Genomic DNA, 22,694 nt, shown 5'->3' on the forward strand with positions numbered 1-22,694 from the left:
GACTCCCGTTTCGTGGGTGGGCGAACCACCGCGCAACCAAGTGGCTCCTGCACTCGGGTGGGTGGTGGGGTGTGGTTTGGGGGGGGGGGGGGGGGGGGGGGGGGGGGGCCTGGGGGGGGGGGGGGGGGGGGGGGGGGGGGGGGGGGGAAAAAAAAACCCCCCCCCCCCCCCCTACCACCCACCCGTCAGGGTGAAGCCGGCGGATACAGCGAGCGCGGCAGCTGGGATGCCGCCGCCGCGTCCAGGAGCCACAGGGTGCGGGTGCGACCGCGGGCACCCGCCGCCGGCGCCTGGATCTCGCCGGCGCCCGAGAGAGCGATCGCCGCGGCCTGCGCCTTGTCCTCACCCGCCGCGAGCAGCCACACCTCCCGCGCAGCCCGAATCGCGGGCAGCGTGAGGGTGACACGGGTCGGCGGCGGCTTGGGGGCCCCGTGCACACCCACCACCGTCCGCTCCGTCTCGCGGACTGCCGGCAGCTCGGGGAAGAGGGACGCCACATGCGTGTCCGGACCGACGCCGAGCATCAGCACGTCGAAGGACGGAACGGGACCGTGGTTCTCCGGCCCGGCGGCCACGGCGAGTTCGGCCGCGTAGGCCTCGGCCGCCGCGTCCGCGTCCTTGCCGTAGGGCCCGTCCGACGCCGGCATGGCATGCACGCGCTTGGGATCCAGCGGCACCGAGTCGAGCAGCGCCTCACGGGCCTGCGTGACATTGCGCTCGGGGTCTCCCTCGGGCAGGAACCGCTCGTCGCCCCACCACAGTTCGAGCCGCCCCCAGTCGATGGCGTCCCGGGCGGGCGCGGCCGCGAGCGCCGCGAGGAGCCCGTTGCCGTTGCGGCCACCGGTCAGCACGACCGAGGCGTAACCGCGCGAGGCCTGCGCGTCCACGACCTTCGTGATGAGCCGGGCCGCGGCGGCCTGGGCCATCAGTTCCTTGTCACGGTGGACGACCAACTGGGGAGTGCTCACTACGAGTCCGCCTTCTTGACCGGGGGCATCTGGGCCGGAGTCGGACGGCCGGCATCGCTGTCACCCGCCGGGGAGGCGGGCAGAGCCGGCTCGGACGTCCTGGCCGACGGCGCCGGGTCCGAGTCCGGCACCTTCTGCCGGACCGGCAGCGACTCCGGGCCGCGAGCGGACGCCTCGGCCCGCTGCGTGGCCGACGGGATCCCGCCCAGCCGGTCCACCCCGAACCGCAGCGCGGACGCGTACGTGTCGTCCGGATCGAGCCTGCGCAGCTCCTCCGCGAGCAGTTCGGACGTCTCACGCCGCTTGAGCGCCACCGCGCGGTCCGGCTGGCCGGGCAGCGCCAGCGTGGCCATCGCCCCGTCCGACCGGTGCAGCGTGATGGGGCCGCCGGTCGTCTCCAGCCGCACCTGGGTCAGGCCGGGACCGGCGGAGACGGCCCGCCGGACGTGCACGTGGAGCCGGTCGGCGAGCCACATGGCGAGCAGTTCGACGCTCGGGTTGGACTCCTCGCCCGCCACCTCGACGGAGACGACCTCGCAGTCGATCTGGTCGAGGGCGGCGGCCAGCATCGAGCGCCACGGGGTGATCCGGGCCCAGGCCAGATCGGTGTCGCCCGGCTCGTAGCTCTCGGCCCGGGACCGCAGCTCGTGGACGGGCTTCTCGGCCGCGTAGCTGTCGGTGACCCGGCGCTGGCCCAGGGCGCCCAGCGGGTCGCCCGCCGGATCGCGCGGGGCGTCCACCGACCACCAGACCACCACCGGCGCGTCCGGCAGCAGCAGCGGCAGGACGACGGACTGGGCGTGGTCGGAGACCTCGCCGTACAGCCGCAGGACGACCGTCTCGCCGGTGCCCGCGTCCGCGCCGACCCGCACCTCGGCGTCCAGCCGCGACTTCGTGCGGTCGCGGGGCGAACGCGAGACGCGCTTGATCACCACGAGCGTGCGCGAGGGATGCTCGCGCGAGGCGTCGTTGGCGGCCCGCAGGGCGTCGTACGCGTTCTCCTCGTCGGTGACGATGACGAGGGTGAGGACCATGCCGACGGCGGGGGTGCCGATGGCCCGGCGGCCCCGGACCATCGCCTTGTTGATCTTGCTGGCCGTGGTGTCCGTGAGATCTATCTTCATGGGCGACGCCAGCTCCGTCCGTCTCGCTTGAGCATTTCGTCCGCCTCGACGGGGCCCCACGTTCCGGACGGGTACTGCGCGGGCTTGCCGTGCTTGTCCCAGTACTCCTCGATCGGGTCGAGGATCTTCCAGGACAGCTCGACCTCCTCGGTGCGCGGGAAGAGGTTCGAGTCGCCCAGGAGGACGTCCAGGATCAGGCGCTCGTACGCCTCCGGGCTCGACTCCGTGAAGGACTCGCCGTACGCGAAGTCCATCGAGACGTCCCGGATCTCCATGGAGGTGCCGGGGACCTTGGAGCCGAAGCGGACCGTGATGCCCTCGTCGGGCTGGACGCGGATGACGATCGCGTTCTGGCCCAGCTCCTCGGTCGCCGTGTGGTCGAAGGGGGAGTGCGGCGCACGCTGGAACACGACCGCGATCTCGGTGACGCGACGGCCCAGTCGCTTGCCCGTACGGAGGTAGAACGGGACGCCCGCCCAGCGGCGGTTGTCCACCTCCACCTTGATCGCCGCGTAGGTGTCGGTCTTCGACTTGGGGTCGATGCCGTCTTCCTGGAGGTAGCCGACGGCCTTCTCACCGCCCTGCCAGCCCTCGGCGTACTGCCCGCGGACCGTGTTCTCGCCCAAATCCCGGGGCAGCTTCACCGCACCGAGGACCTTGGTCTTCTCGGCGGCGAGCGCGTCCGCGTCGAAGGAGGCGGGCTCCTCCATGGCGGTGAGGGCCATCAGCTGGAGCAGGTGGTTCTGGATGACGTCACGGGCGGCGCCGATGCCGTCGTAGTAGCCGGCGCGGCCGCCGATACCGATGTCCTCGGCCATCGTGATCTGTACGTGGTCCACGAAGGACCGGTTCCAGATCGGCTCGAACATCTGGTTGGCGAAGCGCAGCGCCAGGATGTTCTGGACGGTCTCCTTGCCCAGGTAGTGGTCGATGCGGAAGACCTGGTCGGGGGCGAAGACCTCCTCGACGGTCGTGTTGAGATCCTCGGCCGACTTGAGGTCGTGGCCGAAGGGCTTCTCGATGACCGCGCGCCGCCAGGAACCGCTCGACTGGTCGGCAAGGCCGTGCTTCTTCAGCTGCCGGATGACCACCGGGAAGGCGCCCGGCGGCACGGAGAGGTAGAAGGCGAAGTTGCCGCCCGTCCCCTGCGCCTTGTCCAGCTCACCGATCGTCTCGCGCAGCCGCTCGAACGAGTCGTCGTCGTCGAAGGTGCCCTGGACGAAGCGCATCCCCTGGACGAGCTGTTGCCAGACCTCCTCACGGAACGGCGTACGGGCGTGTTCCTTGACGGCGTCGTGGACCTCCTGGGCGAAGTCCTCGTTCGCCCACTCGCGGCGGGCGAAGCCGACGAGCGAGAAGCCCGGCGGCAGCAGGCCGCGGTTGGCAAGGTCATAAACGGCAGGCATGAGCTTTTTACGGGACAAATCGCCCGTGACCCCGAAGATGACGAGGCCCGACGGCCCCGCGATACGCGGGAGCCGTCGGTCCGCCGGGTCACGCAGCGGATTGCTGCTTGACAAGATTTCAGCCCTCCGAGGGGGCGAGGCGCTCGAGCTCTGCCTCGGTCGACTTGAGCAGGTCGTTCCAGGACGCCTCGAACTTCTCGACGCCCTCGTCCTCCAGGAGCTGGACCACGTCGTCGTACGAGATCCCGAGCTTCTCGACGGCGTCGAGCTCGGCGCGGGCCTGCTCGTACGTACCGGCGATGGTGTTGCCGGTGATGCTGCCGTGGTCCTCGGCGGCGGCCAGGGTCGCCTCCGGCATGGTGTTCACCGTGTTCGGCGCGACCAGGTCGTCGACGTACAGGGTGTCCTTGTAGGCCTTGTCCTTGACGCCGGTCGAGGCCCACAGCGGACGCTGCTTGTTGGCCTGCGCCTTGTCCAGGGCGGCCCAGCGGTCCGAGGAGAAGACCTCCTCGTACGCCTCGTAGGCCAGTCGCGCGTTGGCCAGACCCGCCTTGCCGCGGGCGGCCTTCGCCTCGGGGGTGCCGAGGGCGTCGAGCCGCTTGTCGATCTCGGTGTCCACGCGGGACACGAAGAACGACGCCACGGAGTGGATGCCGGACAGGTCGATCCCGGCGGCCTTGGCCTTCTCCAGGCCCGCGAGGTACGCGTCCATGACCTCGCGGTAGCGCTCCAGCGAGAAGATCAGCGTGACGTTCACGCTGATGCCCCGGGCGATCGTCTCGGTGATCGCGGGCAGGCCCGCCTTCGTCGCCGGGATCTTGATGAGCGTGTTCGGACGGTCGACGAGCCAGGCCAGCTGCTTGGCCTCGGCGACGGTCGCCCGGGTGTTGTGCGCCAGGCGCGGGTCGACCTCGATGGAGACCCGGCCGTCCTGGCCCTGCGTGGAGTCGTAGACCGGGCGCAGGATGTCGGCGGCGTCACGGACGTCCGCCGTCGTGATCATGCGAATGGCCTCTTCGACGGTGACCTTGCGGGCGGCGAGGTCGGCGAGCTGCTGGTCGTAGCCGTCGCCGCCGCTGATCGCCTTCTGGAAGATCGACGGGTTGGTGGTGACGCCCACGACGTGCTGCTGGTCGATCAGTTCGGCGAGGTTGCCGGACGTGATCCGCTTGCGCGACAGGTCGTCCAGCCAGATCGCGACGCCTTCCTCGGAGAGGCGCTTCAGTGCGTCTGTCATGGAAAATGCATCTCCTACGTGTCGTATGTCAGCGTCAGCGCTGGGCTGCGGCGATCCCAGTAGTTGAATTGAGCACAGCCCGCGCTACGGCGGCCACGTTCTCGGCAGTGAAGCCGAACTCCTGGAAGAGCACCTTGCCGTCGGCCGAAGCACCGAAGTGCTCCAGGGAAACGATGCGGCCGGCGTCCCCCACGTACTTGTGCCAGGTGAGACCGATACCGGCCTCGACCGCGACCCGTGCCTTCACGTTCGGCGGCAGGACGCTGTCCCGGTACCCCTGGTCCTGCTCCTCGAACCACTCCACGCAGGGCATGGACACGACCCTGGTCGGAGTGCCCGCGGCCTCCAGCTGCTCACGTGCGTCGACGGCCACGTGCACCTCGGAGCCGGTCGCGATGAGAACGACCTCCGGGGTCCCGGTGGACGCCTCGAAGAGCACGTAACCACCCTTCGCCGCATCCTCGTTGGCCTCGTACGTCGGTACGCCCTGACGGGTCAGCGCGAGGCCGTGCGGGGCACCCTTGCCGAAGACCTTGGTGTAGCGCCTGAGGATCTCGCGCCAGGCGAGCGCGGTCTCGTTGGCGTCCGCCGGACGGACGACGTTGAGGCCCGGAATGGCGCGCAGGGAGGCGAGGTGCTCGACCGGCTGGTGCGTCGGGCCGTCCTCGCCGAGACCGATGGAGTCGTGGGTCCACACGTACGTCACCGGCAGGTGCATCAGCGCGGACAGGCGCACCGCGTTGCGCATGTAGTCGGAGAACACCAGGAAGGTGCCGCCGTAGATACGGGTGTTGCCGTGCAGCGCGATGCCGTTCATCTCCGCGGCCATCGAGTGCTCGCGGATACCGAAGTGGATCGTGCGCCCGTAGGGGTTCGCCTCCGGCAGCGGGTTGTCCGCCGGGAGGAACGACGAGGTCTTGTCGATCGTCGTGTTGTTCGAGCCCGCCAGGTCGGCCGAGCCGCCCCACAGCTCGGGGATGACCGCGCCGAGGGCCTGGAGCACCTTGCCGGAGGCCGCACGCGTGGCGACGCCCTTGCCCGCCTCGAAGACCGGGAGCTTCTCCTCCCAGCCGGTGGGCAGCTCGGTCGCGGCGATGCGGTCGAACTCGGCGGCACGCTCGGCGTTGCTGTTACGCCACTCCTGGAACGACTTCTCCCACTCCGCCTTGGCCTGACGGCCGCGCTCGCCCAGCGCGCGCGTGTGGGTGATGACCTCGTCCGAGACCTCGAAGGCCTTCTCCGGGTCGAAGCCCAGCACACGCTTGGTGGCCGCGACCTCGTCGTCTCCGAGCGCCGAGCCGTGCGCGGCCTCGGTGTTCTGCGCGTTCGGGGCGGGCCAGGCGATGATCGAGCGCATCGCGATGAACGACGGCTTGTCGGTCACCAGCTTCGCGGCCTCGATCGCGTCGTAGAGCGCGTGCGGGTCGAGGTCGCCGTCCGGCTTCGGGGCCACGCGCTGAACGTGCCAGCCGTACGCCTCGTACCGCTTGACGGTGTCCTCGGAGACCGCCGTCTCCGTGTCGCCCTCGATCGAGATGTGGTTGTCGTCCCACAGCAGGATCAGGTTGCCCAGCTGCTGGTGGCCGGCCATGGAGGACGCCTCCGCGGAGATGCCCTCCTGGAGGCAGCCGTCACCGGCGATCGCGTAGATGAAGTGGTCGAACGGGGAGGCGCCGGGGGCCGCCTCCGGGTCGAACAGACCACGCTCGTAGCGGGCGGCCATGGCCATGCCCACCGCGTTGGCGACACCCTGGCCGAGCGGCCCGGTGGTGGTCTCCACGCCGGGGGTGTGCCCGTACTCCGGGTGGCCCGGCGTGCGGGAGCCCCACGTCCTGAAGGACTTCAGGTCGTCCAGCTCAAGACCGAAGCCGGCCAGGTAGAGCTGGGTGTAGAGGGTCAGGGACGAATGACCGGCTGACAGCACGAAGCGGTCGCGGCCGGTCCAGTCGGGGTCCGCCGGGTCGTGCCGCATCACCTTCTGGAAGAGGGTGTAGGCGGCGGGCGCCAGGCTCATCGCCGTACCCGGATGGCCGTTGCCGACCTTCTGTACGGCGTCGGCGGCCAGGATGCGGGCGGTGTCGACGGCCCGCTGGTCCAATTCGGTCCACTCGAGGTCTGTTGTGGTCGGCTTGGTGCTCACCCTGGGTCAGGGCTCCTCTCCACATGTTCCACATGTCGAATGCCGGTGCACGTCGCGCCCACCGGCTCGCTGTCGAGCCTACCCCCGTAGGAACGCGCATTTTTTCGAGTCATTCCAGACTGCCGGGACTCTCCCTCTTCCGCCTCCCGACCGGCGCGTTCCGTGTTCGGCAAGTGAATACGGAGCCGCTCATCCGACTGCTCAACGCAATGCCGATCAGTCCTGCGCGGAGGCCTTTCAACACGACCCGACCCCCGCGAAGGCCGGGGTCTGGGCAACGTCTACAGTGGCGTGGTACGCGCGAGCCTTTACCGGGAGTTCACACCCGGAGCTCGCTGAAATGTCTCTGTCAGGGGTGTGCGTGACGGCCGTTGAATCCCGTCCTGCGGGTGTGCTCGGGGCGAGTCAGGGCGCGAAGCGGGGCACGAACCACCGGCCGTTCTGGGCTCGGGTCAAGGCGTTCGTCGCTCTCACCAAGCCGCGGATCATCGAGCTGCTGCTGATCACCACCGTTCCGGTGATGTTCCTGGCGCAGCAGGGCGTGCCCGATCTGAAGCTGGTGCTCCTCACCTGTGTCGGCGGTTACCTCTCCGCGGGCGGCGCCAACGCCCTGAACATGTACATCGACCGTGACATCGACGCGCTCATGGAGCGCACCGCACAGCGTCCACTGGTCACCGGCATGGTCAGCCCACGCGAGTGCCTCGCCTTCGGCATCACGCTCGCGATCGTCTCGACGCTGCTGTTCGGATTCGCCGTCAACTGGCTGTCCGCCTGGCTGTCGCTCGGAGCGCTCCTCTTCTACGTCGTCGTCTACACGATGATCCTCAAACGCCGTACTTCGCAGAACATCGTGTGGGGCGGTATCGCCGGCTGTCTTCCGGTGCTCATCGGCTGGTCGTCCGTCACGAACTCCATGTCGTGGGCGCCGATCATCCTCTTCCTTGTCATGTTCTTCTGGACGCCGCCGCACTACTGGCCGCTCTCCATGAAGGTCAAGGCGGACTACGCCCGCGTGGGCGTGCCGATGCTGCCGGTCATCGCCTCCAACAAGGTCGTCGCTCGGCAGATCGTCCTCTACAGCTGGGCGATGGTCGCCGTCTCCCTGCTCCTGACGCCGCTCGGCTACACGGGCTGGTTCTACACGGTCGTCGCCCTGGTGACCGGCGGCTTCTGGCTCTGGGAAGCACACGGGCTGCAGACCCGGGCCAAGGACGGAGCCGTGGGCGCCAAGCTGAAGGAGATGCGGCTCTTCCACTGGTCCATCACCTACGTGTCGCTGCTGTTCGTGGCGGTGGCCGTGGACCCGTTCCTTCGCTGACGCGAGTGGCCAACCCCACGCACCACCCCCGTCGCCGGTGGATCTACCCGTCGGTAGCATCCAGGTATGGCAGACACCCAGCAGGTTGACGAGGGCGCCGGCGCCAAGCAGGACGCCAAGGCCGAGCGCAGGGCAACGAAGCTCGCCAAGCAGATCTCCTCCTTCGCGCAGGCCCACGGCGGTGCCGAGGGACAGATCGCGTACCTCGGCCAGAAGGGCGCCCGGATCGTCCTCGTCGGCGAGGACGGCGGCTGGGGCGACCTCGTGGCCCCCACCTTCGCCATCGCGGAACAGGCCGTGAAGAAGTCCGGCATCACCACCCACGAGGACTTCGACGGCGAGTTCGCCAACAAGGTCAAGACAGGCCCGTACGAGTGGACCCGCATGGCAGGAATCCAACTGGGCGGCCCAAGCAACGACTGACCTGGGCCCCTCCAGAGGCACTGGCCTGGGCACCTCCAGGGGCACTGACCTGGGCACCTCCAGGGGCGCGAGGAACCGCGCACCCAGCCACATCCGACCCGCACGTCGAAACAAGCGGCAACCTCCACCCCCACCCTCCAACCCGCACCCCCACCCCAAAACCCGCGGAGCGCTTCGCACGGGGTGTGGGTGCCCAACACCTGACACCCGGTTCACCCGTTAGGCCCTTTAATAAAGGCAGGGCCCATTCGCGGGGAGTCCGGATGATCGAAACGCCGTCGCTGGTGGATCAGTACTGCCACGGCGTGCTGCGGACGGAGCTGGGTCTCGGCACCTTCGAGGCCCACCTCGCCCGGGGCGAGGGCCCGCCCGCCGCAGGGACCACGTTCTTCGACACACAGACCGGTTTCGCCGTACGCCGCTGGTGTCCGCCCCTGCTGGGACTCGAACCCCACTGTCCGCCCGCCCGTTACCTCGCCCGACGCCGGGAACTCGGCGTCCTGGAGGCGGGGCGCAGGCTGCTGCGGGGGAGCGGGATCACGACCTATCTGGTCGACACCGGTCTGCCGGGCGATCTGACGGGGCCCGGCGAGATGGCCTCCACGGGGGCCGCGCACGCCCACGAGATCGTCCGTCTGGAGCCGCTCGCCGAGCAGGTCGCCGACACCTCCGGAACCGTCGAGTCGTTCCTCGCCAACCTCGCCGAGTCGGTGCACGGGGCGGCCGCGAACGCCGTGGCCTTCACCTCGGTGGCGGGCTTACGGCACGGACTGGCGCTCGCGCCCGAACCGCCCGGGCCGGGAGAGGTGCGCGGCGCGGCGGCGCGGTGGCTGGCCGGGCGCCGGGTGGGCGGCGAACTGAGCGATCCGGTGCTGCTCAGGCATCTCCTGTGGATCGCGGTCGCCTCCGGCCTGCCGCTCCAGCTGCACGCGGGGCTCGGCGAGCCCGGCCTACGCATCGACCGCAACGACCCGGTCCTGCTCACCGACTTCGCCCGCGCGACGGCCGGCCTCGGCACGGACCTGGTCCTGCTGCACGGCTACCCGTACCACCGCCACGCGGCGCATCTCGCCGGGGTCTTCCCGCATGTGTACGCAGATCTGGGCGCCGCCCTCGTCCGCACCGGGGCCCGAGCGTCCGCCGTCCTCTCCGAGATCCTGGAGCTCGCCCCCTTCGGCAAGCTCCTCTTCTCCAGCGGCGCACATGGTCTGCCTGAACTTCATGTGGTCGGAGCACGTCTCTTCCGCGAGGCGCTCGCCAAGGTGCTCGGCACCTGGGTGGCTGAGGGCGCCTGGTCGCTGTCCGACGCGCAGCGGGTGGCGGGGCTGATCGCGGCGGGGAACGCGCGACGGGTGTACGGGGTGGAGTGAGACGGGTGTACGGGGTGGAGCGGGCTGTACAGACTGTGTATATGACACGCAGCGACGCGACCGACCGGCTCCTCGACCGCTTCCGTACCGAACTGCGCGAACTCGCCCCCGCTGCCGTGTGGGCCCATGGCTCGCTCGGCGGTGGCGACTACCGGGAGGGCATCAGCGACCTGGATCTGATCGTCGTCCTGGACGGCCCGATCACGGCGAGGACGCTCTGGAAGGTGGCCCGGCTGCACGCCCGCCTGCGTGCCGAACCGCTCGTCGCCAAGCTGCACTGCAGCTATCTGACGCGCGACACGGTCGCCGGTGCGGAGCGGCGGCACCTCACCTGGGCGCACGAGCAGCTCTTCAAACGGACGGTCACACCGGTGACCCGGCGTGAGCTGCACACCTTCGGCCTTGTCCTGGAGGGGGAGCCGCCCGGGCGGCTGCTGCCGCCGGTGACGGACGACGAGCTGGCCGAGTTCGTCGTCCGGGACCAGCGGGACTTCTGGCGACGGCAGGTGGACCGGACCGACAACTGGACGCAGGACGTCTGGGTGGATCTGGGGCTCGTCACCCACGCCCGTGCCACGGTCACGCTGAAGGACGGCCGGCTGATCACCAAGCGGGAGGCACTCGATCTGCTGCCCGGTCTCGGCGCGCCCCCCGAGTTGGTCGCGGACGTCAGAAGGCGGCGGTACGAGGAACCGGGAGCACCGGTCCAGGAGTGGACGGCCCGCAGGGCGGAGCTGACCCGCGGCTACCTCGGCCCGGCGATCGACCGCCTGGTGGCCGCGTACGAATGACCTGCGCGTGCCTCACGTGCTGTGCGACCTGCGCGTGCCTCACGCGCGCGTGAGCGACGACTGCGTCGACTGGGCGGGCAGATCCGCCACGACCTCCGGCCGTTCCCGCAGCGCCAGCAGCACGCGGAGCGTGGCGATCCACACCAGGCAGGAGCCGAACATGTGGAGGCCGACCAGGACCTCCGGAAGGTCGGTGAAGTACTGGACGTACCCGATACCGCCCTGCGCGAGGAGCACCAGGAAGAGGTCGCGGGTGCGGTGCAGGGGGCCCTTGGGCGCGTCGACGGCCCGCAGGACGAACCACAGGGCGAAGGTCAGCGTCACCACGATCCAGGCCAGCACGGCATGCAGCTTGGTGACGTTCTCCCAGTTCAGCGGGATGCGCTCGACCTCGCTGGAGTCGCCCGCGTGCGGGCCCGCGCCGGTGACGACCGTACCCACCGCGATCAGCAGGACGGTGACGGCGACGAGGATCCACGCCATCTGCTGCACCGGCCTGCCGACCAGCGGGCGCGGAGCGTCGTCGCCCTCGCGGGTGCGCTGCCACATCACCGTGGCGACGGCGATCAGGGCGGTGGAGAGGAGGAAGTGGGCGGCGACCGTGTACGGGTTGAGGCCCACGAGGACGACGACCCCGCCGAGGACCGCGTTGCCCATGACGACCCAGAACTGCGCCCAGCCGAGCCGGGTGAGGCTGCGCCGGTAGGGCTTCTGTGAGCGCGCGGCGATGATCGCCCAGCCCACCGCGGCGCACAGGACGTACGTCAGCATGCGGTTGCCGAACTCGATCACACCGTGCACGCCCATGGCGCTCGTCGTGGTGAGCGAGTCGTCGGTGCACTTGGGCCAGGTCGGGCAGCCGAGGCCCGAGCCCGTCAGCCGGACGGCGCCTCCGGTCGCCACGATCAGTACCGCCATGACGAGCGCGGCGAGGGCGGCGCGCTGGACCGTCCGGGGCGACGGGGTCCAGCGTTCGGCGATGAAGGCGAGCGGGTTGCGCACGGCTTGGGCGGCATCGGCTCGGGTCACGTTCGGCACGGGCTCCATCGTAGGGGGCCGCTTGTGCACGCTTTCACGAGCCCCCTCCCCGCGTCGGTCGCCGGCCATCGTCCGATCACTCCTACCTGGTCACTCCCAGCGGAAGAACTTCCCGGCGGCGGCGAGGCCCACGACCGCCCATACGGCGAGGATCCCGAGGTTCCCCCACGGCATCCCGGCCCCGTGCTGGAGCACGTCCCGCAACCCCTCCGACAGGGCCGAGATCGGCAGCAGGCCCAGCAGGTCCTGGGCCGCGTCCGGGAACTTGTCCAGCGGGACGATGACCCCGCCGCCGACGAGCAGCAGCAGGAAGACGAGGTTCGCGGCGGCCAGCGTGGCCTCCGCCTTCAGCGTGCCCGCCATCAGCAGACCGAGGCCCGAGAAGGCCGCCGTGCCCAGGACCAGGAGCAGCAGCACGGCGAGCGGGTTGCCCTCGGGCGACCAGCCGAGCGCCAGGGCGATCACCGTCACGAGGAGCACCTGGAGGACCTCGGTGACCAGGACGGAGAGGGTCTTGGCCGTCATCAGCCCCCAGCGGGGCAGCGGCGACGCGGCGAGCCGCTTCAGCACGCCGTACCGCCGCTCGAAGCCCGTGGCGATCGCCTGGCCCGTGAACGCCGTCGACATCACGGCGAGCGCGAGAATGCCGGGCGCGAGGAAGTCGACCGCCTTGCCCTCGCCCGTGTCGACGATGTCCACCGCGCTGAACAGCACCAGCAGCAGCGTCGGGATGATCACCGTGAGGAGCAGCTGCTCGCCGTTGCGCAGCAGCATCCTCGTCTCCAGCGCCGCCTGCGCCGCGATCATGCGGGGGAGCGGGGCGGCCCCCGGCCTCGGCTCGTACATGCCCGTGCCTTCGCCTGTGCCCTCGCCGGTGGTCCGGGCGTCCGTTCCCGCGGTCATCCGCGCAGCTCCTTACCGGTGAGCTCCAAGAAGACGTCCTCCAGGGTGTGCCGCTCCACCGAGATCTTCTCCGGCATCACCCCGTGCTGGGCGCACCAGGTGGTGACGGTCGCGAGCAGCTGCGGGTCGACCTTGCCGCCCACGCGGTACGAGCCCGGCGTCAGCTCGGCCGCCGTGCAGTCCGCCGGGAGGGCCTTGAGGAGGGAGGCCACGTCGAGGCCGGGGCGGCCGGAGAAGCGCAGGGTGTTCTCGGCGCCGCCGCGGCACAGCTCCTCGGGGGTGCCCTTCGCTATGACCCGGCCCACGTCGATGATCGCCACGTCGTCGGCGAGCTGCTCGGCCTCGTCCATGTAGTGCGTGGTGAGGATGACCGAGACACCGTCGGCCCGCAGATCGCGTACGAGGTCCCAGGTGGCGCGGCGGGCCTGTGGGTCGAGACCGGCGGTCGGTTCGTCGAGGAAGACCAGTTCGGGGCGGCCGACCACGGCCATGGCGAGCGCGAGGCGCTGCTGCTGGCCGCCGGAGAGCCGCCGGTACGTCGTGCGGCCGCAGCTGCCGAGGCCCAGCCGCTCCATGAGCGCGTCCACGTCCAGCGGGTGTGCGTGCAGCTTGGCCACGTGGCGGAGCATCTCGTCGGCGCGGGCGCCCGAGTAGACACCGCCGGACTGGAGCATCACGCCGATGCGGGGGCGCAGTGCGGAGGCCTCGCGCACCGGGTCGAGGCCAAGCACCCGGACCGTTCCGGAGTCCGGCCTGCGGTATCCCTCGCAGGTCTCGACGGTGGTCGTCTTGCCGGCGCCGTTGGGTCCGAGGACGGCGGTGATGCCCGCCCGGGCCACCAGATCCAGGCCGTCCACCGCGGTCTTCCTGCCGTACCGCTTCACCAGGCCCTGGACCTGGACGACGGTCTCACTTCGCATGGGCGGCCTCGCTTCGCATGAGCGCCAAGTCTAGGGACGGCCGGGCGGGACCCGGAGGGCGGGTCGAGTCACGAGCGGCGTGAGGCGGGCGCGTCGTCGGTGACCCACTCCTCGCGCGAGCGGTGCGTCTGTAGCCACCGCTCCGCGTACGCCACCGCGTCGGCCACGGGGAACAGCCGGGTGTCGGCCGCGCCCACGAGGCCTCGTACGACGGGGCGGTCCCGTTCGAAGTCGGCGCCCAGTTCGTCGAACCGCTCCGAGCTGATCGACACCTCCGTCACGACCTCCCAGCGAGATCCTTCGGGCGTACGGACCGGCCGGCCCACCTCGACACGCGGGGACGGGATCCGGTATTCGGCGAGGTGGAAGCCGGTGCAGGAGTCGTAGCCCGCGCCGAGCAGCAGGACCCGGGCGCCCATGGCCTCCAGGCGGGCCAGCGGGCTGCGCTCGCCGAGGCGGCAGTCCGGGGCGTGGTCCTCGACGATCTTCGCCGCGCGCGGCCCGATCGCCGCGAACGAGGTCTGCGGGTGCGCGCTGCGCAGGGCGCCGGGCCAGGTGCGTACGGTCTCCGGGATCACGCCCACCCCTCGTGTGGGCGTAACCAGCGGGTCGTATCCGGGCATCGTGTCGCGGATCGTCTCCCACCAGGCCTCGGGCACGGGCGGGGCGGTCCACAGGGCCGGGTCGGAGAGGCCGCCGGACTGGGTGGGGACCACGAGTGTGCCGTCTGGACCGAGCGCGTCGAGCAGTGCTTCGACGACTGCGACCGCGCCGCCGTTGACCCATCCGAGGGAGCGGAGCGACGAGTGCGCGAGCAGGATCTCGCCGGGGCGCACGCCGAGCGCGCGCAGGTCCGACGCGAGGGTGGCTCGGGTGACTAGAGGGCCGGTCGGAGGGGGTGTCGGCATGGTTGGGCAGTCTCCCCGACAACCCTGCGCCCTGCCACCGAATTGATCGATCAAAGATCATTCCCGCAGGTCAGATTAGGTTTACCTAAGTGATGCACCGCACCCCTCGTGGCGTGGACGCCGCTTGTCAGTCTCTGAGGAATTACGCAACAATGGCGTTGTGAAAAACGTTGGCGAGGCCCCGCAGGAGGAACTCGCGACCGGTGAGCGCTCCACGCGCAACCGCGTCGCGCGGTCCATCCTGGACCACGGCCCGTCGACCGTGACCGACCTCGCGGGGCGGCTGGGCCTCACCCAGGCCGCCGTGCGACGGCACCTGGACGCGCTCGTCTCGGACGACGTCGTGGAGGCCCGCGAACAGCGGGTCTACGGCGCTCGTACGCGCGGGCGGCCCGCCAAGGTGTTCGCCCTGACCGACTGCGGCCGGGACGCCTTCGACCAGTCCTACGACAAGCTCGCCGCCGACGCCCTGCGCTGGATCGCGGAGCGCGAGGGCGGGGGCGAGGCCCTCGTGGCCTTCGCCCGCGCCCGTATGGCGGCCCAGGCCGACACATACCGCAAGGCCGTCGAGGCCGCCGCCCCCGAAAAGCGCGCCGAAGCCCTGGCCAAGGCCCTGAGTGCGGACGGGTACGCTGCTACGGCGCGCAGCGCACCGGTCGGCGAGCAGCTCTGCCAGCACCACTGCCCGGTCGCCCATGTCGCCGAACAGTTCCCGCAGCTCTGCGAGGCGGAGACCGAGATCTTCTCCCAACTGCTCGGCACGCATGTCCAGCGGCTGGCCACCATCGCCCACGGCGACGGTGTCTGCACCACGTTCATCCCAAAGATTTCCAAGCACGATTTTCACGGCCATGACGCATCTGCAAGTACCGCCGGGAGGAACCCCGCATGACGCTCCCCATTGAGGAGACCGCCCACCCCGAGCTCGAGGGTCTGGGTACGTACGAATACGGCTGGGCCGACTCCGACGTGGCCGGTGCCTCTGCCAAGCGCGGCATCAACGAGGACGTCGTCCGGGACATCTCCGCGAAGAAGAGCGAGCCGGAGTGGATGACCAAGCTCCGCCTCAAGGGCCTGCGCCTGTTCGACAAGAAGCCCATGCCGAACTGGGGCTCCGACCTCTCGGGCATCGACTTCGACAACATCAAGTACTTCGTGCGCTCCACGGAGAAGCAGGCACAGTCCTGGGAGGACCTGCCCGAGGACATCAAGAGCACGTACGACAAGCTCGGCATCCCCGAGGCGGAGAAGCAGCGCCTCGTCGCAGGTGTCGCGGCCCAGTACGAGTCCGAGGTCGTCTACCACCAGATCAACGAGGAGCTGGAGGCGCAGGGTGTCATCTTCATGGACACCGACACCGCGCTGAAGGAGCACCCGGAGCTCTTCAAGGAGTACTTCGGCACCGTCATCCCGGTCGGCGACAACAAGTTCGCGTCGCTGAACTCCGCGGTGTGGTCCGGCGGCTCGTTCATCTACGTGCCGAAGGGCGTGCACGTCGAGATCCCGCTCCAGGCCTACTTCCGTATCAACACGGAGAACATGGGCCAGTTCGAGCGCACCCTGATCATCGTCGACGAGGGTGCCTACGTGCACTACGTCGAGGGCTGCACGGCCCCGATCTACAAGTCGGACTCCCTGCACTCCGCGGTGGTCGAGATCATCGTGAAGAAGGGCGGCCGCTGCCGCTACACGACCATCCAGAACTGGTCGAACAACGTCTACAACCTGGTCACCAAGCGCGCCGTGGCCTACGAGGGCGCGACCATGGAGTGGGTCGACGGCAACATCGGCTCCAAGGTCACCATGAAGTACCCGGCCGTCTACCTGATGGGCGAGCACGCCAAGGGCGAGACCCTGTCCATCGCCTTCGCGGGCGAGGGCCAGCACCAGGACGCTGGCTCCAAGATGGTCCACATGGCGCCGAACACCTCCTCCAACATCGTCTCGAAGTCCGTGGCGCGCGGTGGCGGTCGTACCTCCTACCGCGGTCTCGTCGAGATCGGCGAGGGCGCCCACGGCTCCAAGTCGAACGTGCTGTGCGACGCGCTGCTCGTCGACACCATCTCCCGCTCCGACACGTACCCGTACGTGGACGTCCGCGAGGACGACGTGTCCATGGGCCACGAGGCCACCGTCTCCAAGGTCAGTGACGACCAGCTTTTCTACCTGATGAGCCGCGGCATGACCGAGTTCGAGGCGATGGCGATGATCGTGCGAGGCTTCGTCGAGCCCATCGCGAAGGAGCTCCCCATGGAGTACGCCCTTGAGCTCAACCGGCTGATCGAGCTGCAGATGGAAGGCGCGGTCGGCTGACGCACCCGCGTTCAGGCAGCAGGCGGCGCGTCTTCCGGGCGAGCCGAGGATCGTAATAGAAAGCGAGCACTACGACAGCCATGGCTGAGGCTCAGAACTCCACGGTGGGGTCCTCCACCACCGCCGGATCGATCGCGGTGGCCGCCGAGTCGACCGTCGCCACGCGCATGAGCGCGCCCCCGTCCTTCGACGTGGCGGACTTCCCGGTCCCCCACGGCCGCGAGGAGGAGTGGCGGTTCACCCCGCTGGAGCGCCTGCGCGGGCTGCACGACGGCACCGCGGTCGCGACCGGCGTCGGCGTGAAGGTCGCCATCGACGCGCCCGAGGGCGTCACGGTCGAGACGGTCGGCCGCGACGACGCCCGGCTCGGCAGGGCGGGCACCCCGGTGGACCGCGTCGCCGCCCAGGCGTACTCGGCCTTCGAGCAGGCCGGCGTGATCACCGTTCCCAAGGAGACGGTCCTCACCGAGCCGATCCGCATCGCCGTGCACGGCGAGGGCGGCGTCGCCTACGGCCACCAGGTCGTGGAGCTCGAAGCCTTCGCCGAGGCCGTCGTCGTCATCGACCACACCGGTGACGCCGTGCTCGCCGCCAACGTCGACTACGTCCTCGGTGACGGCGCCAGGCTGACCGTCGTCTCCGTCCAGGACTGGGACGACAAGGCGGTCCACGTCGGCCAGCACAACGCGCTGATCGGCCGCGACGCCACCTTCAAGTCCTTCGTGGTCACCTTCGGCGGCGACCTCGTACGCCTCCACCCGCGGGTCGCCTACGCCGGCACCGGGGGCGAGGCCGAGCTCTTCGGCCTGTACTTCACGGACGCCGGCCAGCACCAGGAGCACCGCCTCCTGGTCGACCACAACGCCCCGCACTGCAAGTCGAACGTGGCCTACAAGGGCGCGCTCCAGGGCGACGGCGCCCACGCGGTGTGGATCGGCGACGTCCTCATCGAGGCCACGGCCGAGGGCACGGACACCTACGAGATGAACCGGAACCTGGTTCTGACCGACGGCGCCCGTGTCGACTCCGTGCCGAACCTGGAGATCGAGACCGGCGAGATCGTCGGCGCCGGACACGCCTCGGCGACCGGCCGCTTCGACGACGAGCAGCTCTTCTACCTGATGGCCCGCGGCATCCCGGCCGACGAGGCCCGCCGTCTGGTGGTCCGCGGCTTCTTCGCCGAACTGGTCCAGCAGATCCGCGTCGCCGACATCCAGGAGCGCCTTCTCGCCAGGATCGACGAGGAGCTGGAGGCGTCCGTCTGATGACTGCCTCGTCGACGTTCGTACGCGCCTGTGGGCTGGGCGAGCTGGAGGACGACACCCCGAAGAGGGTGGAGCTCGACGGCACGCCGGTCTCGGTCGTGAAGACCGAGGGGGAGGTGTTCGCGATCAACGACATCTGCTCGCACGCGAACGTCTCGCTCTCCGAGGGCGAGGTGGAGGACTGTCAGATCGAGTGCTGGCTGCACGGCTCCAGCTTCGACCTCCGCACCGGCAAACCGTCCGGCCTGCCCGCGACGCGCCCCGTCCCCGTATACCCCGTAAAGATCGAAGGGGACGACGTGCTCGTCTCCCTCACCCAGGAGTCCTGAGGAACCCATGGCAACGCTTGAAATCCACGACCTGCACGTCACCGTCGAGGCCGACAACGCCACGAAGGAGATCCTCAAGGGCGTCGACCTCACCGTGAAGCAGGGCGAGACGCACGCCATCATGGGCCCGAACGGCTCCGGCAAGTCGACGCTCGCCTACTCGCTCGCGGGCCACCCCAAGTACACGATCACCAGTGGCACCGTCACCCTCGACGGCGAGGACGTCCTGGAGATGTCCGTCGACGAGCGCGCCCGCGCGGGCCTGTTCCTGGCGATGCAGTACCCGGTCGAGGTCCCCGGCGTCTCGGTCTCCAACTTCCTCCGTACGTCCGCCACGGCGATCCGCGGCGAGGCCCCCAAGCTGCGCACCTGGGTGAAGGAGGTCAAGGAGGCCATGGAGCGCCTCAACATGGACCCGGCCTTCGCCGAGCGCAACGTGAACGAGGGCTTCTCCGGCGGCGAGAAGAAGCGCCACGAGATCCTTCAGCTGGAGTTGCTCAAGCCGAAGATCGCGATCCTCGACGAGACCGACTCCGGCCTGGACGTCGACGCCCTGCGCGTCGTCTCCGAGGGCGTCAACCGCGTCCGCGAGTCCGGCGAGGTGGGCACCCTGCTCATCACCCACTACACGCGCATCCTGCGCTACATCAAGCCCGACCACGTGCACGTGTTCGCGAACGGCCGCATCGCCGAGTCCGGCGGCGCGGAGCTCGCCGACCAGCTCGAGGCCGAGGGCTACGACAAGTACGTGAAGGGTGGCGCATCCGCGTGACACAGCTGCCGGGCCTCCTCACGAGTACATCTCTACTTGACGAGGCGATCCGCAAGGACTTCCCCATCCTGGACCGCACGGTCCACGACGGTAAGAAGCTCGTGTACCTGGACAACGCGGCGACCTCGCAGAAGCCGCGCCAGGTACTGGACGCCCTGAACGAGTACTACGAGCGCTACAACGCCAACGTCCACCGCGGTGTGCATGTGCTCGCGGAGGAGGCCACGGCGCTGTACGAGGGTGCGCGCGACAAGGTCGCCGCGTTCATCAACGCGCCGAGCCGCAACGAGGTGATCTTCACGAAGAACGCCTCCGAGTCGCTCAACCTCGTGGCCAACATGCTCGGCTGGGCCGACGAGCCCTACCGCGTGGACCACGAGACCGAGATCGTCATCACGGAGATGGAGCACCACTCCAACATCGTGCCGTGGCAGCTGCTGGCGCAGCGCACGGGCGCGAAGCTGAAGTGGTTCGGCCTGACCGACGACGGCCGGCTCGACCTGTCCAACATCGACGAGATCATCACCGAGAAGACGAAGATCGTCTCCTTCGTGCTTGTGTCGAACATCCTGGGCACGGTCAACCCGGTCGAGGCGATAGTGCGCCGTGCGCAGGAGGTCGGCGCGCTGGTCTGCATCGACGCCTCGCAGGCCGCCCCGCACATGCCGATGGACGTACAGGCCCTGCAGGCCGACTTCGTGGCCTTCACCGGCCACAAGATGTGCGGCCCGACCGGCATCGGCGTCCTCTGGGGCCGTCAGGAGCTCCTGGAGGACCTGCCTCCGTTCCTCGGCGGCGGCGAGATGATCGAGACCGTGTCGATGCACTCGTCGACGTACGCTCCCGCCCCGCACAAGTTCGAGGCGGGCACCCCGCCGATCGCGCAGGCGGTCGGTCTTGGCGCGGCGATCGACTATCTCTCCGCGATCGGCATGGACAAGATCCTCGCCCATGAGCACGCGCTCACCGAGTACGCGGTGAAGAGGCTCGGCGAGGTTCCGGACCTGCGGATCATCGGCCCGACGACGGCCGAGGACCGCGGCGCGGCGATCTCGTTCACGCTGGGTGACATCCACCCGCACGACGTGGGCCAGGTTCTCGACGAGCAGGGCATCGCGGTGCGCGTGGGTCACCACTGCGCGCGGCCCGTCTGCCTGCGGTACGGAATTCCTGCGACCACACGAGCGTCGTTCTATCTGTACTCCACGCCGACCGAGATCGACGCGTTGGTCGACGGCCTGGAGCACGTACGGAACTTCTTCGGCTGAGGAGCTGGCTGAGTCGTGAGGCTTGATTCGATGTACCAGGAAGTCATCCTGGACCACTACAAGCACCCGCACGGGCGCGGTCTTCGAGATGGCGACGCCGAGGTGCACCACGTCAACCCGACGTGCGGCGACGAGATCACGCTGCGCGTGAAGTACGACGGCACGAAGATCAGCGACGTCTCGTACGAGGGCCAGGGCTGCTCCATCAGCCAGGCCTCGGCCTCCGTGCTGAACGAGCTGCTCGTCGGCAAGGACCTGGCAGCGGCGCAGAAGATCCAGGAGACCTTCCTGGAGCTGATGCAGTCCAAGGGCCGTATCGAGCCGGACGACACGATGGAGGAGATCCTTGAGGACGCGGTCGCGTTCGCGGGGGTCTCCAAGTACCCGGCCCGCGTGAAGTGCGCGTTGCTGAGCTGGATGGCCTGGAAGGACGCGACGGCCCAGGCCCTGGGCGAGGCCGACGCCGAAAGGAAGACGGCATGAGCGAGACCATCGAGATGAAACCGGCCTCCGAGGAAGAAGTCCGCGAGGCCCTGTACGACGTCGTCGACCCCGAACTGGGCATCGACGTCGTCAACCTCGGGCTGATCTACGGCATTCACATCGACGACGCGAACATCGCGACGATCGACATGACCCTGACGTCGGCGGCCTGTCCGCTCACCGACGTCATCGAGGACCAGGCCAAGTCCGCCACGGACGGCCTCGTGAACGAGCTCCGCATCAACTGGGTGTGGATGCCGCCGTGGGGCCCCGACAAGATCACGGACGACGGCCGCGACCAGCTTCGGGCGCTGGGCTTCAACGTCTGATCGCGTGTGTACGTGTGCGGCCCCCGGCATCATGCCGGGGGCCGCGTTCGTTTGCCGTCAGGGTCGGTGCCGGGGTCGGCCGGCCCCGGCTGTCGGGGAGTCGCTCAGCCCAGGCCCTTCACGAGCCTGAACGCCGAGTCCGCCCGGTAGAGGTGGCTGTTGTCGAACGATTCGAGGCGGATCTCGAAGTTGCGGTGGCGCAGGAAGCGGCCGCGGTAGTTGTACGACTCCAGCATGACCGCGTCGTTGAAGGACGACGGGCGCGGGCAGAACGTGGCGTCCTGCTTGAAGAGCTCGGAGCCGTTGTGGCGGTCGGCGCGGAGCCGGAACTGGTAGTGGCGCAGATAGCGGTTGTCGCCCAGGGAGAAGGACACACAGCTGGAGTCGGCGATACCGGGGACGACCTTGAAGGTGGCCTGGTCCCTGGTCCGCGACGGGCTGCGGGAGCCCACCTGGTCGAGCCGCACCGAGTCGCGCTCGATGCGCCAGTAACGGTCGGGGTAGTTGACCGCCTGGACGGACTTCTTCGAGGAGCCGGGCCTGGACGCGGGCGGCTTGGCGGAGGCGGAGGCCGACTTGGACGGCCGCGGGTCCGAGTCCGGCTTCGTGCCGCCCTGCTGCTGGGCCTCGGGCGAGGCGGAGCCGTCCGCCGCGGCATTGGAGGACTCGGGGGCGGCGAGGCCGCTCTTCCCGCTGGGCGCCGTGGCGGGGGGCGGGCTGGGTATGAGCGGCTCGTCCGCCGAGGAGGTGGTGTTCTTGGTCTTCCCCTTCGCCGAGATGTCCGGGTCGTCGTCGAGCACGACGACGGCTGTGACGGTGGAGGCGAGAACCGCCACGAGAAGTGCTCCCGCAAGCCAGAGCCTGCGGGTTCCGGGTACGCGTGACTCGTCCAGGGTTTCGCCGGTCTCCCACACCTTCGCGGGGCGGGCGGACGGGTCGGGAGCGGACCCGGGATTTCTTTCAGGCATGCGAGGTTCCCCCAGCGTCGCCGAAGGCGGACGCGGATCGGTCATGTGGGTCGTGGCACAAGAGGAGGCGGAGGCCGCGGACACGCGTGACGGCTGTGGCCGGAGGATCCGCGTGCGCGACGAGGGGAACATTAGTAGAACTTGTGGTCCCCGCGTAGCGTTTCTGAGAGCGGTTTCTGCCAGGAACGCCGGGGGGTCGGCGGGGACTTGGCGGTGATCGTCGGGTCCGGGGCGCGGGGGAAAGACAGTTCAAGACTTAAGGATTCGAGATCAGAGGCCCGGAGAGGGGCGATCCCGGCGCCCGGGACGGGGAGTTCGGGCGCCGAGCCGTCGGCTCTCCGGGTGGAGGCGGAGGTTCCTCTCAGGGGCCAACACGTTATGAAAGAGGGCGCCTGAGGCGTCGCGCGGACCGATGCCC

Annotated in this window: 22 protein-coding genes; 12 read left to right on the plus strand and 10 right to left on the minus strand. The window is 69.5% G+C overall.

Annotated elements, in window-relative coordinates:
• Positions 1-185: 185 nt before the first annotated feature.
• The 5 genes from pgl to tkt are packed head-to-tail and all read right to left on the minus strand — an operon-like array spanning position 186 to position 6,875.
• On the minus strand, positions 186-968 hold the full coding sequence (gene pgl, locus ACZ5VQ_RS15020) for a 6-phosphogluconolactonase (protein WP_362074474.1): 783 nt from the start codon (positions 966-968) through the stop codon (positions 186-188).
• Complete coding sequence (gene opcA, locus ACZ5VQ_RS15025; protein ID WP_469105238.1) at positions 968-2,092, minus strand: glucose-6-phosphate dehydrogenase assembly protein OpcA; 1,125 nt, start codon at positions 2,090-2,092, stop codon at positions 968-970. The genes pgl and opcA overlap by 1 nt, the downstream gene beginning before the upstream one ends.
• Positions 2,089-3,615 (minus strand): glucose-6-phosphate dehydrogenase, encoded by a 1,527-nt coding sequence (zwf, locus tag ACZ5VQ_RS15030; RefSeq protein ID WP_469105378.1) that lies wholly within the window; start codon positions 3,613-3,615, stop codon positions 2,089-2,091. The genes opcA and zwf overlap by 4 nt, the downstream gene beginning before the upstream one ends.
• A 1-nt stretch (position 3,616) precedes the next feature.
• Positions 3,617-4,735, minus strand: coding sequence for a transaldolase (gene tal, locus ACZ5VQ_RS15035; protein WP_469105239.1), 1,119 nt, complete (start codon positions 4,733-4,735; stop codon positions 3,617-3,619).
• Positions 4,736-4,769: 34 nt separating this feature from the next.
• Complete coding sequence (gene tkt / locus ACZ5VQ_RS15040; protein ID WP_469105240.1) at positions 4,770-6,875, minus strand: transketolase; 2,106 nt, start codon at positions 6,873-6,875, stop codon at positions 4,770-4,772.
• A 355-nt stretch (positions 6,876-7,230) separates the two neighbouring features.
• Between tkt and ACZ5VQ_RS15045 the strand changes: the two genes are divergently transcribed.
• From ACZ5VQ_RS15045 to ACZ5VQ_RS15060, 4 genes are all read left to right on the plus strand, one after another.
• The gene (locus ACZ5VQ_RS15045; protein ID WP_307531746.1) at positions 7,231-8,196 is read left to right on the plus strand and encodes a heme o synthase; all 966 of its coding nucleotides are present in this window, start codon (positions 7,231-7,233) and stop codon (positions 8,194-8,196) included.
• 66 nt (positions 8,197-8,262) lie between these two features.
• Complete coding sequence (locus tag ACZ5VQ_RS15050; RefSeq protein WP_469105241.1) at positions 8,263-8,619, plus strand: hypothetical protein; 357 nt, start codon at positions 8,263-8,265, stop codon at positions 8,617-8,619.
• Positions 8,620-8,882: 263 nt separating this feature from the next.
• Positions 8,883-9,989 (plus strand): amidohydrolase family protein, encoded by a 1,107-nt coding sequence (locus ACZ5VQ_RS15055; protein WP_362074491.1) that lies wholly within the window; start codon positions 8,883-8,885, stop codon positions 9,987-9,989.
• A gap of 41 nt (positions 9,990-10,030) precedes the next feature.
• Positions 10,031-10,780 (plus strand): nucleotidyltransferase domain-containing protein, encoded by a 750-nt coding sequence (locus tag ACZ5VQ_RS15060; RefSeq protein ID WP_469105242.1) that lies wholly within the window; start codon positions 10,031-10,033, stop codon positions 10,778-10,780.
• A 39-nt stretch (positions 10,781-10,819) separates the two neighbouring features.
• Here the strand turns inward: ACZ5VQ_RS15060 and ACZ5VQ_RS15065 are convergent, their stop codons facing one another.
• The 4 genes from ACZ5VQ_RS15065 to ACZ5VQ_RS15080 form a co-directional block, all read right to left on the minus strand.
• The gene (locus ACZ5VQ_RS15065) at positions 10,820-11,827 is read right to left on the minus strand and encodes a COX15/CtaA family protein (protein ID WP_469105243.1); all 1,008 of its coding nucleotides are present in this window, start codon (positions 11,825-11,827) and stop codon (positions 10,820-10,822) included.
• An 81-nt stretch (positions 11,828-11,908) separates the two neighbouring features.
• On the minus strand, positions 11,909-12,721 hold the full coding sequence (locus tag ACZ5VQ_RS15070) for an ABC transporter permease (protein WP_469105244.1): 813 nt from the start codon (positions 12,719-12,721) through the stop codon (positions 11,909-11,911).
• On the minus strand, positions 12,718-13,641 hold the full coding sequence (locus ACZ5VQ_RS15075; protein WP_469105245.1) for an ABC transporter ATP-binding protein: 924 nt from the start codon (positions 13,639-13,641) through the stop codon (positions 12,718-12,720). The genes ACZ5VQ_RS15070 and ACZ5VQ_RS15075 overlap by 4 nt, the downstream gene beginning before the upstream one ends.
• A 68-nt stretch (positions 13,642-13,709) precedes the next feature.
• Positions 13,710-14,549, minus strand: coding sequence for an AAC(3) family N-acetyltransferase (locus ACZ5VQ_RS15080; protein ID WP_469105246.1), 840 nt, complete (start codon positions 14,547-14,549; stop codon positions 13,710-13,712).
• Between the two features lie 160 nt (positions 14,550-14,709).
• Here ACZ5VQ_RS15080 and ACZ5VQ_RS15085 point away from each other — a divergent pair, with 160 nt between their 5' ends.
• The 8 genes from ACZ5VQ_RS15085 to ACZ5VQ_RS15120 all read left to right on the plus strand — a co-directional run bounded on the left by ACZ5VQ_RS15085 (position 14,710) and on the right by ACZ5VQ_RS15120 (position 21,308).
• Positions 14,710-15,441, plus strand: coding sequence for a helix-turn-helix transcriptional regulator (locus ACZ5VQ_RS15085; RefSeq protein ID WP_469105247.1), 732 nt, complete (start codon positions 14,710-14,712; stop codon positions 15,439-15,441).
• Positions 15,438-16,862 carry a Fe-S cluster assembly protein SufB gene (gene sufB / locus ACZ5VQ_RS15090; RefSeq protein ID WP_055610941.1) on the plus strand — a complete coding sequence of 475 codons (1,425 nt, stop codon included), beginning with the start codon at positions 15,438-15,440 and terminating at the stop codon, positions 16,860-16,862. The genes ACZ5VQ_RS15085 and sufB overlap by 4 nt, the downstream gene beginning before the upstream one ends.
• An 80-nt stretch (positions 16,863-16,942) precedes the next feature.
• Positions 16,943-18,127, plus strand: a complete 1,185-nt coding sequence (gene sufD / locus ACZ5VQ_RS15095; protein ID WP_469105248.1) for a Fe-S cluster assembly protein SufD — start codon at positions 16,943-16,945, stop codon at positions 18,125-18,127.
• Entirely contained in the window at positions 18,127-18,456 is a 330-nt protein-coding gene (locus ACZ5VQ_RS15100) for a non-heme iron oxygenase ferredoxin subunit (protein WP_469105249.1), read from the plus strand. The genes sufD and ACZ5VQ_RS15100 overlap by 1 nt, the downstream gene beginning before the upstream one ends.
• Before the next feature lie 7 nt (positions 18,457-18,463).
• Complete coding sequence (sufC, locus tag ACZ5VQ_RS15105; RefSeq protein WP_269648600.1) at positions 18,464-19,228, plus strand: Fe-S cluster assembly ATPase SufC; 765 nt, start codon at positions 18,464-18,466, stop codon at positions 19,226-19,228.
• The gene (locus ACZ5VQ_RS15110; RefSeq protein WP_469105250.1) at positions 19,225-20,496 is read left to right on the plus strand and encodes a cysteine desulfurase; all 1,272 of its coding nucleotides are present in this window, start codon (positions 19,225-19,227) and stop codon (positions 20,494-20,496) included. Before sufC ends, ACZ5VQ_RS15110 begins: the two co-directional genes overlap by 4 nt.
• Before the next feature lie 15 nt (positions 20,497-20,511).
• Complete coding sequence (gene sufU, locus ACZ5VQ_RS15115; RefSeq protein ID WP_383949912.1) at positions 20,512-20,979, plus strand: Fe-S cluster assembly sulfur transfer protein SufU; 468 nt, start codon at positions 20,512-20,514, stop codon at positions 20,977-20,979.
• Positions 20,976-21,308, plus strand: a complete 333-nt coding sequence (locus ACZ5VQ_RS15120; RefSeq protein WP_055610947.1) for a metal-sulfur cluster assembly factor — start codon at positions 20,976-20,978, stop codon at positions 21,306-21,308. The genes sufU and ACZ5VQ_RS15120 overlap by 4 nt, the downstream gene beginning before the upstream one ends.
• A 104-nt stretch (positions 21,309-21,412) precedes the next feature.
• Here the strand turns inward: ACZ5VQ_RS15120 and ACZ5VQ_RS15125 are convergent, their stop codons facing one another.
• Positions 21,413-22,276: an AbfB domain-containing protein gene (locus ACZ5VQ_RS15125; RefSeq protein WP_469105251.1), complete on the minus strand. Its 864-nt coding sequence runs from the start codon at positions 22,274-22,276 to the stop codon at positions 21,413-21,415.
• Positions 22,277-22,694: the final 418 nt, after the last annotated feature.

The sequence above is a fragment of the Streptomyces sp. NPDC033178 genome (assembly GCF_055577685.1).

Excerpts from the sequence above, each read along its gene's own strand:
- ACZ5VQ_RS15055 (WP_362074491.1), top strand. The coding sequence starts at position 8,883 with ATGATCGAAACGCCGTCGCTGGTGGATCAGTACTGCCACGGCGTGCTG.
- ACZ5VQ_RS15080 (WP_469105246.1), bottom strand. The coding sequence starts at position 14,549 with ATGCCGACACCCCCTCCGACCGGCCCTCTAGTCACCCGAGCCACCCTC.
- opcA (WP_469105238.1), bottom strand. The coding sequence starts at position 2,092 with ATGAAGATAGATCTCACGGACACCACGGCCAGCAAGATCAACAAGGCG.
- sufD (WP_469105248.1), top strand. The coding sequence starts at position 16,943 with ATGGCTGAGGCTCAGAACTCCACGGTGGGGTCCTCCACCACCGCCGGA.
- ACZ5VQ_RS15065 (WP_469105243.1), bottom strand. The coding sequence starts at position 11,827 with ATGGAGCCCGTGCCGAACGTGACCCGAGCCGATGCCGCCCAAGCCGTG.
- ACZ5VQ_RS15120 (WP_055610947.1), top strand. The coding sequence starts at position 20,976 with ATGAGCGAGACCATCGAGATGAAACCGGCCTCCGAGGAAGAAGTCCGC.
- ACZ5VQ_RS15050 (WP_469105241.1), top strand. The coding sequence starts at position 8,263 with ATGGCAGACACCCAGCAGGTTGACGAGGGCGCCGGCGCCAAGCAGGAC.
- ACZ5VQ_RS15125 (WP_469105251.1), bottom strand. The coding sequence starts at position 22,276 with ATGCCTGAAAGAAATCCCGGGTCCGCTCCCGACCCGTCCGCCCGCCCC.
- tal (WP_469105239.1), bottom strand. The coding sequence starts at position 4,735 with ATGACAGACGCACTGAAGCGCCTCTCCGAGGAAGGCGTCGCGATCTGG.
- ACZ5VQ_RS15060 (WP_469105242.1), top strand. The coding sequence starts at position 10,031 with ATGACACGCAGCGACGCGACCGACCGGCTCCTCGACCGCTTCCGTACC.
- sufB (WP_055610941.1), top strand. The coding sequence starts at position 15,438 with ATGACGCTCCCCATTGAGGAGACCGCCCACCCCGAGCTCGAGGGTCTG.
- ACZ5VQ_RS15075 (WP_469105245.1), bottom strand. The coding sequence starts at position 13,641 with ATGCGAAGTGAGACCGTCGTCCAGGTCCAGGGCCTGGTGAAGCGGTAC.
- sufC (WP_269648600.1), top strand. The coding sequence starts at position 18,464 with ATGGCAACGCTTGAAATCCACGACCTGCACGTCACCGTCGAGGCCGAC.
- ACZ5VQ_RS15100 (WP_469105249.1), top strand. The coding sequence starts at position 18,127 with ATGACTGCCTCGTCGACGTTCGTACGCGCCTGTGGGCTGGGCGAGCTG.
- ACZ5VQ_RS15070 (WP_469105244.1), bottom strand. The coding sequence starts at position 12,721 with ATGACCGCGGGAACGGACGCCCGGACCACCGGCGAGGGCACAGGCGAA.